General features: G+C 43.1%; 13 protein-coding genes. 4 read left to right on the top strand and 9 right to left on the bottom strand.

Translation table 11 applies throughout. The features are described 5' to 3' along the window. From WCM76_13435 to WCM76_13455, 5 genes are all read right to left on the bottom strand, one after another. Positions 1-2,227, bottom strand: a 2,227-nt coding sequence (locus WCM76_13435) for a PAS domain-containing sensor histidine kinase (protein ID MEI6766630.1), incomplete at its 3' end; no start/stop codon positions are given. 434 nt (positions 2,228-2,661) lie between these two features. After that, positions 2,662-3,093, bottom strand: coding sequence for a hypothetical protein (locus WCM76_13440; GenBank protein MEI6766631.1), 432 nt, complete (start codon positions 3,091-3,093; stop codon positions 2,662-2,664). 1 nt (position 3,094) lies between these two features. Then, positions 3,095-3,526: a hypothetical protein gene (locus tag WCM76_13445; GenBank protein MEI6766632.1), complete on the bottom strand. Its 432-nt coding sequence runs from the start codon at positions 3,524-3,526 to the stop codon at positions 3,095-3,097. Beyond that, entirely contained in the window at positions 3,513-3,965 is a 453-nt protein-coding gene (locus WCM76_13450; protein MEI6766633.1) for a hypothetical protein, read from the bottom strand. Before WCM76_13450 ends, WCM76_13445 begins: the two co-directional genes overlap by 14 nt. Positions 3,966-4,117: 152 nt before the next feature. After that, complete coding sequence (locus WCM76_13455; protein MEI6766634.1) at positions 4,118-4,534, bottom strand: hypothetical protein; 417 nt, start codon at positions 4,532-4,534, stop codon at positions 4,118-4,120. 209 nt (positions 4,535-4,743) lie between these two features. On the opposite strand from WCM76_13455, the gene WCM76_13460 reads away from it, so the two are divergent. Next, on the top strand, positions 4,744-5,097 hold the full coding sequence (locus WCM76_13460) for a hypothetical protein (protein ID MEI6766635.1): 354 nt from the start codon (positions 4,744-4,746) through the stop codon (positions 5,095-5,097). Between the two features lie 63 nt (positions 5,098-5,160). Here WCM76_13460 and WCM76_13465 read toward each other — a convergent pair whose 3' ends face one another. Together WCM76_13465 and hisS are read right to left on the bottom strand one after the other, a co-directional pair. Next, a complete protein-coding gene (locus tag WCM76_13465; GenBank protein ID MEI6766636.1) occupies positions 5,161-6,699 on the bottom strand; it encodes an aromatic amino acid ammonia-lyase in 1,539 nt (512 codons plus the stop codon). Between the two features lie 274 nt (positions 6,700-6,973). Next, positions 6,974-8,341, bottom strand: a complete 1,368-nt coding sequence (gene hisS, locus WCM76_13470; protein MEI6766637.1) for a histidine--tRNA ligase — start codon at positions 8,339-8,341, stop codon at positions 6,974-6,976. Between the two features lie 40 nt (positions 8,342-8,381). On the opposite strand from hisS, the gene WCM76_13475 reads away from it, so the two are divergent. Further along, positions 8,382-8,525 carry a hypothetical protein gene (locus WCM76_13475; protein MEI6766638.1) on the top strand — a complete coding sequence of 48 codons (144 nt, stop codon included), beginning with the start codon at positions 8,382-8,384 and terminating at the stop codon, positions 8,523-8,525. Positions 8,526-8,535: 10 nt separating this feature from the next. Here the strand turns inward: WCM76_13475 and WCM76_13480 are convergent, their stop codons facing one another. Both WCM76_13480 and WCM76_13485 read right to left on the bottom strand, forming a co-directional pair. After that, positions 8,536-9,387, bottom strand: a complete 852-nt coding sequence (locus WCM76_13480) for a glycerophosphodiester phosphodiesterase family protein (protein ID MEI6766639.1) — start codon at positions 9,385-9,387, stop codon at positions 8,536-8,538. A gap of 2 nt (positions 9,388-9,389) precedes the next feature. After that, positions 9,390-9,995, bottom strand: a complete 606-nt coding sequence (locus tag WCM76_13485) for a TIGR00730 family Rossman fold protein (protein MEI6766640.1) — start codon at positions 9,993-9,995, stop codon at positions 9,390-9,392. Positions 9,996-10,127: 132 nt separating this feature from the next. On the opposite strand from WCM76_13485, the gene WCM76_13490 reads away from it, so the two are divergent. After that, positions 10,128-11,405 (top strand): pitrilysin family protein, encoded by a 1,278-nt coding sequence (locus WCM76_13490; GenBank protein ID MEI6766641.1) that lies wholly within the window; start codon positions 10,128-10,130, stop codon positions 11,403-11,405. Next, positions 11,395-12,030 (top strand): O-methyltransferase, encoded by a 636-nt coding sequence (locus tag WCM76_13495; protein MEI6766642.1) that lies wholly within the window; start codon positions 11,395-11,397, stop codon positions 12,028-12,030. Before WCM76_13490 ends, WCM76_13495 begins: the two co-directional genes overlap by 11 nt. Positions 12,031-12,032 lie beyond the last annotated feature (2 nt).

Consider the following 12,032-nt stretch of genomic DNA (forward strand, 5'->3'; position numbering starts at 1 on the left):
CGGGCAAGCAAATAATAAATTCACTTCCTTTTCCGAATTCACTTTTTACAGAAATGGTACCCTTGTTTTTCTCAATGAGTTCCTTACATAAGATAAGCCCAAGACCACTTCCCTGCTCTTCGTTGGTACCTCTTGATTTTATTTTTTCGTCTAACTTAAACAGTTTATCAATATACTCCGATGGAATACCCATACCGGTATCAGTTATTGAGACCTCCACCATATGCTCGCCGTTAGCGGTAAGGCGTTCCGATTTTTGAGAAGTGATGCTCACAGAACCGCCTTTGTAAGTAAATTTTACTGCATTTGAAATCAGATTACGCAAAATGGTTTTCAGCATATTCTCATCGGCATACACCAATACATCGTTTTCGATACCGGGGATAATCGCGATGCTTTTATTATCAGCCTGAGGTTTGATGGGCATGATAACATCTTTTACCAGCACCTGCAGGTCGATGGGAATCGGGCGGTAATCCATTTTGCCGGTTTGTGAACGTGACCATTCAAGCAGGTTCTGCAGTAGTTTATACACGCTCTCGGCTGATTCTTTTATATTCTTAATAAAGCTTCGCTTCTCGTCTTCATTAAAATTATCGAACTCTTTATACAATAAATCTGAGAAGCCAATAATGGCATTGAAGGGGTCTTTCAGGTCATGGGCAATAATGCTGAAGAACTTGTCTTTGGTAGCATTCAGCGTTGATAATTTATCGGAGGTTTGACGAAGGTTATTCTCATATTCTTTTTGCCCGGTGATATCTGTTGCCATTAAAATATAGTACAATACTTTTCCGGCATTATCTTTAACAACACCTGCTTTTAAATCAACAAAAGCCAGTGTTCCGTCCGGTTTTGCGTACTGATGTTCAACATTGCGATCAGAGCCATTGAGCAACATTCCGCGTATTCTGTCCTTTGCTTCAGTGCTGCTATTCGTCAGCAGCAAGTCAAAGAAATTTCCGCCGATGGCACCTTCTTTGGAAGATGTGTTCAGCAAGTCGGCAATGGCGCGATTGCAATCCATAATGGTTCCATCGTGCTCGGTAATAGCGACCCCTTTTGGAGAGAAGTCGAGAACACTTTTAAAAAGGTTGTGTTTTTTAACCAGTTCCAGTTCTGCTCTTTTTCTGAATGTTAGTTCAACCTGCAATTCGTCGGTGCGTTCACGAAGCATTTTTTCGAGATCAACCCTGAACGATTCCAGTTTTCCCTCTGCCATCATTTGCTCGGTAACATCGCTGGTAACGCCTGTAAAGAACGAAGGCAGGCCGGTTTCGTCACGCACCAGACTCAGCGAAAGTCCTATTACCATTCGCTCACCGGTGCCCGATAATATATGGTAGTGCACATCCTGGGTGGAGCCGCTTTCGCGTGTTTGCGATATCTGCGATTCCAAATGTTCTTTCTCTCTGTCAGTAAGCAAATCGGAAAGATAAATACCGCTGATTTCTTCTTTGGTGGCAAAGCCAAATATTCCGAGTCCGCGTTGGTTACAATCAACAAATTTTCCGTTCAGATCCAAACTGAATATGGCTCCCGGTGAGGCAGAAAAAATACTCATTATAAAATTATTCTGTCTCTTGAGTTGTTCTTCTGTGGTCTTTTTTTCATCCAGCTCACGCCGAAGCTTATCGACCGCCATTTCGGTCATTGCTTTCTGATCTCTATAATTCCTTTTGGCATAAAGCACCAATGCAATTATCATGAAGAAATTGTAGAAAATACCAATGGCAACGTCAACAACGCGGTCAGTAAGATTGGGATATGGAAATATCAAGCGGGGTTCATGGTATTCAATTACCATCAGCACAATTACATTAATAAAAACGAAAAATAGCGCTAACACCCTATTTACGCCACTCAGCAAAAACATGAGCAGCATCATTTGTGAGAAATAATAGAACAGTACCGGACCTGCCGTTCCTGCATTGGAAAACCATACCAGGGTAAGAACCGCAGACATTACAAAAAAGTAAAGATAAATTGTTGATTCAAATTTTTTACGCCATCGGGAGACGTAGAAAAGTGCGGCAAATGCAACCGCTCCGGCCGCAGTAACAATTAAAAGAAATGCGCTGAAACCAAGGATGGCCTTTCCTGCAAAACTCACTAAGTTCGCGATAAAGGAAAAGAAACAAGCAAAATTCAGGAAGCGGTGTTCAAGGCTGAACTCCGCCTTGATACCCATCAACTTTTCGAGAAGATTCCTGATTGAACGTGTCATAATTGGCTTATTCCTGAGCTGCTATAGTAAAAGTAGTAATAAAAAAAACTAACTGTTTATCAATATGTTGAAAAATATTTTATTGTCTTCAAAAATCGTGCTAAGCCAATACAAATATACGTTTTTTTCGTATTAATTGGTTGTTTGTCGATAATATTTATCATTTTGTATGTATTTTTATAATTTTTCTACGGTCGTCCGGTGCAAATGTTTCTGTAAATCCCTTTCAGAAGCAAAATCAGGACAAATAGCGTATCGCGAGGGAGGTGATTAGACGGTGGAAATTAAGGAATGAATAACTAAAAATAAAGAATTCAGGATTTAAAATTTTTCAGGCGGAATTTTTTGAACGCGGAATTATTGAATTGCCTGCAGGAAATTGCATGATGATTATAAATTCCATAAATAATCATGGGCATGAACCCCGGAGTCCGTCAGGGCTGCTTTCTACGCATCTGAAATGCATAGAGCATTATAAAAAGAGCTGTAAAAATCAGGTCGATGAAGAATTTTACCAGAAGGTAGTTAATTCCGAGATGAGAGAGAAAAATAAAAGGAACAGCCAACAACACTATCTGAGCTCCCAGATACATATAGAAGCCGCTGGAGCGCAGCGTCCACATTACTGCGGCTCCTGCAATTGAAAGAGCATACAGAACGGGCTTTGTGAGAAGATAAAAATTATTGCCATGAGTATCTTCAGTAATGATAGAATCGAGCACGGGAATGCTGCTGAAAAAGATATGCGGGTAGCCCCGCGTAAAAACAGAAATGACAGCAAACATGCACAATCCGCTCCAAATAAATGTGAGTACGCACAAAAAGCGCAGAAGCGTTGGTTTATATTGTTTCACGTTATCATCCATATCATTTCATTGTTTTATAATAACGGGCGTACATCAGTATAAATGCCAGTGAAATCAAAGCAAAGCCAACATTTGTCGGGGAAATTTTCAAAAATATCTGTAATAATATAACAAGGCCGTTGGCGATTGTATAAATTACAAATCCTGTTTTGCGCATCCGCAACATGAGAATACCGCCCCAAACAGAGGCAGCGGAAAATATTAATAACATCAGGCAGCCCATCATCATGAGCAAATGAAGGTTGATGCTGACTTCTTCGAGTTTCGGAAAAAGCTGTGTAAGGATACGAATCAGCCTGTCAGTTAAAACTAATCCCACTGCACTGAATAGTGTAATACCTCCGCTCCAGACAAACGTAAGAACACAAAGAACCTTCAGCATTCGTGGGCGGACGAAGGCTTCAGTGCTGTTTTCTAAATTAGTTTCGCTCATGATTTGCTTTTCTGATAGGTCTGAGCATGATTGCAAAACTGATTATCATAAACAGATTGATGAAGGCAATGATACCGGTTAACATATCACCGGTTAGTGCCGTTGCAGTAATTTCAATAACCAGTAAAATAACCGATGGGATGGCAAACATGAAAAATCCGCCCCATTTCAAAAAATACATCAGTAAAATACCCCAGAGAATCAGGCCGCAGACCACCACGCCTGTTGCACAGAGAAGAATAAAAAGCTCCCGGTTGACGTAGTTCATATCAACCCCCGAATCGCTCACCAGAGGCAGGGCTGAAGCAGGAAAGCACAGAGCATACAGAAAAATCGCAATCAGCGGCGCCAGTGCGATAAATGATAATATCGATAGTACCGATAAAAATACAGGACGTCCTGATCTTTTTTCCTGTGATATTACTTCTTGCTGTTCCATTATAACGTATTAATGCTTCCGCACAGATTAATCCGTAGCAAATATAAACAATAGCATTGAAAAAAGGGACAGTGTAAGAATGCGAACTTTTTGAAAACGTTCTTCATTATTATTGTTTGCAATTTACTGTGCAATTAAAACAATATCGGGGATTACCAGCGCACCATCCTCCGGAGCTGCGACGCATACAGTATAATAAACAAGGTGCTGAGTGCCGCAGCAATCAGGCTATAGCCGTTATATACAAGCATGAGTGAAATAATCTGCAGTGAAAGCAACAGTCCGTTTGCAATGGAATATAATACGAAACCGGTCCTGCGTCTGCGGAACATCATTACCGCTCCTGTAAAAGAAATGATGAACAGTCCCAACAGAAATGAGAAGAAAAATAATGTTGTTTTTGCTGTTGGATTTTCGACGATGGGGGCCGCCAGCTCAATTGACTTTCCAAAAAACATAAACAAGCCGCATAGTGCGCCAATGGATGCGATAATAAAAAACCCGCTGCATAAAAAAGTGATGATGCAAAGAAGTTTTAAAAAGCGTGTATTACCGGGTTCATTCTTCATAATAATCATCCTGTCAAGGCCTGATGGAATAACAGGCGGCACAAAGATACATAATGATATTCATAACATCTATTCCATCATTGAATCCTGCAAATAACTTAATCATTCATTTTTTGGTAATAAGTCTAAACTTTTGATTCATTTTTAAAAGAAGTTTGTATATTCGTATCCTTAAAACTTTTTAATTATTAATTAAACTATTAAAAAACATGGAAAATCAGAACCCTACACCTGCACCGCAGCTGGAAAAATTACCGAATGCAGTTATGATACTTGTATTTGGTATTATTTCGATTGTATTCTGCTGGTATGGTTTCGTTCCCGCTGTTGGGATCGTTACAGGCATCATTGGAATCGTTTTTGGCATTCTTGCCATGGTTATGGGCGGCAAAGCCAAGAAATTGTATGCCAGCGCACCCGAAAAATACTCAAAAGGCACACTTACACTGGCCAAAGTTGGTAGTATTCTCGGAACCGTAGGTTGGATCCTCGGCATTGTTTTCATGCTTATCGGCATCATCATTTTGATTCTTGCCGCCGGCACTGCAAGTCATTTCGGTTGATCATTCACACCAATAAAAAAAGCCATCCCGGAAAGGATGGCTTTTTTTATGCGCCTGCCCGGCCTATTCAAGGCTTCCGATAGCTTTTTCAACTTCAATAAGTATCTCTGCGCTTTTTACCAGTTCTTTCATAGCGTTATGATCGGGATACAGCGGCCTGTCAATGTCAAGATAATCGACATGCTTGCGGATGGTATCTTTGGCCACCTGCGTGCCTTTTCCAAATGCATAAGGTGTTTCGAACTTCTCACGCAGATCAAGCGCCTGCGCAGCAGCCATAAACTCAATACCCAATATACCATAAGCGTTGTCGAGTATCTGAAGATTTTTCAGCGCGGTGTTCATGCCCATAGAAACGAAATCTTCCTGATCGGCAGCAGCCGGAATAGACTGAATGGAAGCAGGTGCAGAGAGAATACGCTGTTCAACGATTTGCATATCGGCTGTATACTGGCTGAGCATCAACCCTGAAAACATACCGGCACCTTTGGTCAGGAATGGCGGTAAGCCAACACTGAGTGCGGGATTATTGAGGCGGTTCATGCGGCGCTCGCTGAGTACACTTACCATAGTTACAGCAATACCCACCATATCCATGGGCAAAGAAACCGGTGAGCCCTGGAAGTTAGCTCCCGAAAGGGCCAGTTTTTCGTCGGCAAAAAAGATAGGATTGTCGCCGACACCATTCAGTTCAATTTCTACCTGAGCACGAGCAAATGCAACTGCGTCGTGGGCTGCACCAATTACTTGCGGTGTGGAACGCATGGAATAAGCATCCTGCACTTTCACCTTCATACGACCTTCGGCAAGGTCGCCGCCGGCTGTAACTTTGCGGATGGCTGCAGCACTTCTTACGCCGCCTGCGAAACCGCGCACTTCAAGTATTCTGGAGTTATACGGTTTCAGGTTTGCTTTCAATGCTTCGAGTGATAAGGCACAGGCAATCTCAGCCTGCTTGAGCCAGTTGTTGACATCATAAATCATCAGCGCGCCCATGCCTGTCATAACATTGGAGCCATTGATGGTAGCAAGTCCGTCGCGTGCTTCTAGTCCGGGAACAGGGATGCCGGCTTTTGCCATGGCTTCTTTTCCGGTAAGTTTCTCACCTTTATAGAAGGCATGCCCCTCGCCCATCATCAGCAGCGCAATCTGCGACATAGGTGCCAGGTCGCCACAGGCACCGACGGAACCTTTGACGCATACAAAAGGCGTAACGCCTTTGTTCAGCATGTCAACCAGTGTTTGGGTAATTTCTATACGGCAGCCCGAATTGCCGTGTGCATGCACATTGATACGGCTTACCATGGCAGCGCGCACATGCTCCAGAGGAGCAGCGTCGCCAATGCCGGCAGCATGATTGTAAATAAGATATTTCTGAAAATCTTTCACCTGATCGTCGTTCAGAACAATTTCTGAGAACTCACCGATACCTGTGTTGATGCCGTACATGATTTCATGGGCTTCGATTTTTGCCTCAAGCATGGTGCGGCATTTCTTGATACGTTCAACAGCATCGGGATGCAGCTCCACTTTTTCATTGTTGCGTGCTACGTTCACTACATCTTCAATAGTGAGTCCGGCACCTTTGATAACTAATGTCATGTCAGTATGTTTTTATGTTTAATAATAATGATATTTCTTTACGAGGGGTGAAAGGCATTCGCCCCTAAGCCAACAGTACGCAGCAAAAGCTGATGTTTACAATCACAGCGGCGCACCAAAAAAACGGAATTTGAAATGGAAAGCCGCACACAGGCAGCATTTCCGGAGATTAGGCTAAAAGCCCGGCCCTGTTGATTTTTATCTTGAATTTGAGAATCCAGTTAGACATAAATGGGCAATTGAGGAGTTCAAAGATAAAAAAAAACGCGAATAATTACGAAAGCAAAATTTTCATCAGTTCATGCACGCTTACCTTTTTCTGGTCGCCGGTTTTCATATCTTTCAGGGTAACATTTCCCGACTTCATTTCGTCGCTGCCGGCCAGTGCCACAAAGCCGATTTTTTTATTATCGGCATAAGCCATCTGCTTTTTCATTTTGGCAGCATCGGGGTAAAGCTCGGCACTAAGACCTGCTTCGCGCAAAGCAGCAAGAATTTTAAGTGCGTATTGCTCTTCTTCGCCTCCAAAATTCACAAACATCAGCTTTACGGCCGATGTAATATCTTCCGGAAAGAGATTTAGCTCAAGCAGCACATCGTAAATGCGGTCGGCACCAAAAGATACACCCACGCCCGAAACTCCCGGCATACCGAATATTCCCGTAAGGTCGTCGTAACGTCCACCTCCGCAGATAGAGCCGAATTCCATACCTTTTGCCTTTACTTCAATGATGGTACCTGTGTAATAATTCAGTCCGCGTGCCAGCGTGAAATCAAACTCAACATTGTCAATATTGAGATTTTTACACAAAGCAAAAAGCTCACTCATCTCCTTCACCCCTGCCCTGCCGGCTTCCGATTCATCAAATAAGGCAGTGTTGGTCAGCAGGCCGTTTTTATCATTTTCGCCAAAAGCATCCTCAATAAATTTATCGAGTCGTGCAATCGAATCTTCTGAAATGTCTTTTGTTCTAAGCTCGTTGAAAACGCCGGCTTTACCGACTTTATCAATTTTATCAAGTGCTGTAACAATGGCTACAAATTTCTCCTGTTCGCCCAGCACATCGGCGATACCTTTCAATATTTTGCGGTTGTTCACTTTAATGACAACTTCCAGTCCGAGGCGTTTATACACTTCGTTGATAATCTGAATCAGTTCCAGTTCGTTGATAAGCGAATTGCTGCCGATTACATCCACATCGCACTGATAGAACTCACGGTAACGGCCTTTTTGGGGTCGGTCGGCGCGCCAAACAGGCTGTATCTGATAGCGTTTAAACGGGAACGAAATCTTAGACTGATTCATAACTACAAAGCGTGCAAACGGAACGGTAAGGTCGTAGCGCAACGCCTTTTCACTGATGCGGTTTGTGAGTTTTGCTACCGGTAAGTTTGTGACGTCGGCAGCATTGATGCCACTCATGAAATCGCCCGAATTGAGTATTTTAAAAATCAAACGGTCGCCTTCTTCGCCATATTTACCCATAAGTGTAGAGAGGTTCTCCATGGCAGGAGTTTCTATCTGCAGGTAACCGAAGAGTTTGAAAACGGCGCGTATTGTATCGAAAATATAATTTCTGCGTGCCATTTCGTCGGGACCAAAATCGCGCGTGCCTTTAGGGATGGAACTGTTAACTGCCATAGCAAAAAATAATTAAACTCCTTCAGGAGAAATTAAGAACTTGTCTGCAAATATAACGCAATGGCATGAAATAACAGTATTGGCGTTTCGGTGCTTCGATCTGTCGGCTGACGGACTCAACGACCGAAACTCAGCGACCGAAGAATCCGTAAGCTTCGACAGCCCTTCGGTAGGCTCAGGGTAAAGCAGGGATATCAGCGCACGATGTACCTTTTCAGGATGTCGGGTCGGTTCGTTATAATGCCGTCGGCACCACGGCGAATCATCTTTTTCATTTCAGCCGGATTGTCGACCGTCCAAACAAATACCGTTTTATTTAGTTTGTGAATCCTGCGAATGGCGCGGCGTGTAGCAAAGGTTTTATTCAGGTTTATACCAGAAGCATATTCAAACCACTTTGGCTGCCGCAGTGTGAGCTTTGTATCATAATACACCGGAAATAACGGCAACTTCCCGACATACAGTTTTTGCAGCGTTATGGCAGAGTCGGCTTTGTGCATATTGGCAAGCGCAAGGTCGTCGAACGACTGTACGGTGACCCAGCTGTATGCGTTGTATTTTTTTATCAGAGCCGCGACATTTTTCTCAATTCCGGGCGAAGTATGATTATTTTCTTTGAGTTCAACCAACAGCTTTGTCTTTGCATTGACGGTTTTCAGGACATCTTCAAGGGATGGTACTTTTTCGCCTTTAAAAAAAATATTGAACCAGGAGCCTGCATCAGCCTGCTGTATTGCCTGATATGTAAGGTTAATAACGCTGCCATTCATAGATGTAGTGCGATCGAGCAGGGCATCATGAATAACAACCGGAATACGGTCCTTTGTCTGACGCACATCAATCTCAATCCAGTCAACCTTCATATCCACCGCTTTTTTAAATGCGCCTAATGTATTTTCAGCAGAGATGCCCGCACCGCCACGATGAGCAATATTCACCGTTTGCTGAATTTTTTTGCCGCTGTCGGCAGGTTGTGTTTTTTGGATATCATTCATCTGTACTGAAGAAAAGATGAGCGTTGATAAAACTAAGGTGATTGCTGACATTGTTAAAATTTTTCGGTTTTAAAATTTTCCAGCCACTTCGCTGTTTCAACCAAATCGGAAGTGCGCAGTTTGTGCAGCAGATTAGTTTCATTTTCGTCAATAACAAAAATATTCTTGTGCTCGGGTCGCACAAAGCCTTCATTCACGTAGTGTTCCGACATTGCAATCAACGGATTGAAGAAGCCAAGCGTATTCAGCAGCCCGATTGGCTTTTTAATAATGCTAAGCTGATTCAGCGTGAGCATTTCAAAAAATTCGTCCATGGTGCCATAGCCGCCGGGAAGTGCAATAAAGGCATCTGAAATTCCTTCAATAATGGATTTGCGTTCGCTGAGTGTATCGGTGATAATCGTTTCGGTAATGCGGTCGTGAGCAAGTTCAACATCCACCAGATTTTTTGTGATGACGCCGGTAACGGTTCCTCCGTTATCAAGCACCGCATCAGCCAGAACGCCCATAATGCCAACGTTTCCGGCACCATAAACCAGATGTATCTTTTCGTCGGCAAGTAGCTTTCCGAGCAATTTCGCCCGTTCCGCGTAGGCCGGATTTTTGCCTAAAGCAGAACCACAAAATATCCCAATGCTTTTAATTTCCTTAGTTATCATTCCTACAAAATTATTTGCAGCAAAAGTAGCCTGAAAATCCTCTAATAACTTTCTAAGGAAAAGTATTTTTCACCAAAAATATCAACTATAAATTGGCGTAAAATTGGCGTTAATAAGGATAAATGTGTGTTAATGGGAGAGAATTGCCGTATTTTTGTATTTACAATGATAAAAGAATATAAAGTATTTAGCCTGAACAATGGCATACGCGTAGTGGTGCAACCGGTGAATTCTCCGATTACACATCTTGGTTTATTTGTTGATGCGGGCTCACGCGATGAAGCACTTGATGAACATGGTATGGCGCATTTCATTGAGCACATCATTTTTAAAGGCACGCGAAAACGCAAAGCACATCATGTGCTGAGTTGTCTGGAGAATGTAGGTGGCGAAATGAATGCCTTTACAGGCAAGGAAGACACCTGTCTGTATGCTTCGTTTCTCAGTCCGCACCTAGACCGGGCAGCCGAACTTTTTTCAGATATTTTATTTCATTCCGTTTATCCTGCGGCAGAGATACGCAAAGAAAAAGATGTGGTAATTGATGAAATCAATTATTACCGCGACATTCCCGACGACTGCATTTTCGAAGATTTTGAAGCTCAGATTTTCCGTGATCATCCGATGGGGCGCAGCGTTCTCGGAACAGCCGAAACTGTTAAAAAAATCAATGCCAAAGCCATTCGAAATTTCATTTCTCACAATTATATTTCGGGGCGCATCCTTATATGTATCACGGGCAATGTAAATCCTGACGTGGCGTTCAAAACCATCGGGAAATATTTTAATGCACCACTTCCTTATAGCAGTGTAACAAAGCGAAAGCCACCGGTTCAGTATACGCCCACAACGCTTATCATTGAAAAAGATATCAGTCAGACACATTGCGTTACAGGCATTCCGGCCTGTTCGCAGAAAGACCCGCGCAGGCTCGTGCTGGCACTGCTTAATAATTATCTGGGTGGTCCGGGCATGAACTCCAGGCTGAACATGAGTGTCAGAGAGAAGCACGGTCTGGCATACAACATTGAATCTAACTTTGCACCTTTCAGCGATTGCGGAATTTTTAGTATTTATTTCGGCACCGATAATGGAGATTGCGAAAAAGCAATGCGGCTCATTATGCGTGAAATCAATAATCTCAGAAAAGAAAAACTTGGCACATTGCAGCTGCATCGTGCCAAACAACAGATTAAAGGACAGCTTGCCATATCGCTCGAATCGAACCTGAACAATATGCTCGGTGCCGGGAAAAGCATGATGGCTTACGGGCAAATTGACAGTATTGGCGCTGTTTGCGATAAAATTGACGGCATTACGGCGACACAGGTTCTGGATGTGGCTCAGGCTATTCTTGACCCTTTACGATTTTCAACAGTTATTTACCAACCACAGCGAAATGATTCCTGAAGAAATACAGGCGTATGCCGAAGCGCATACAGATGCTGAAGACACGCTGCTTCAACGTTTGCGTCGCGATACTCACCTCACCACCATCAACCCCCGGATGATTTCGGGGCCGGTGCAGGGAAAGCTGCTGCAATTGCTTTGCGCGATGATACAAGCTGGATCAGTATTAGAGATTGGAACTTTTACCGGATATTCTGCCATCTGCCTTGCACGGGGCATAAGTGCCGAAGGAATGGTTCACACGGTTGAAATGAACCCTGAATTTGAGGACATGGCACAGCAGTATTTCAACGAATCAGGATTGGCAGATAAGATTAAAATTTATATCGGAGATGCCTTTGAAGTAGTTCCCGACCTCGATTTCATTTATGATCTGGCCTTTATTGACGGCGACAAGGAGCATTATCCTGCATTCTATGAATTGGTATTTGACCGCGTTCGCAGCGGCGGTTACATCTTTGCCGATAACGTATTATGGGGTGGAAAAGTGCTGAATCCGGGCAGCCATCCCGATAAGGAAACACAAGGAATTATGAAATTCAACGAGATGGTGTTAAAAGACACAAGGGCAGAAAAAGTATTTCTGCCCCTGCGCGACGGATTATTTATTATCCGTAAAAAATAACT

This window comes from Bacteroidota bacterium, assembly GCA_037133915.1.
GTDB lineage: Bacteria > Bacteroidota > Bacteroidia > Bacteroidales > CAIWKO01 > JBAXND01.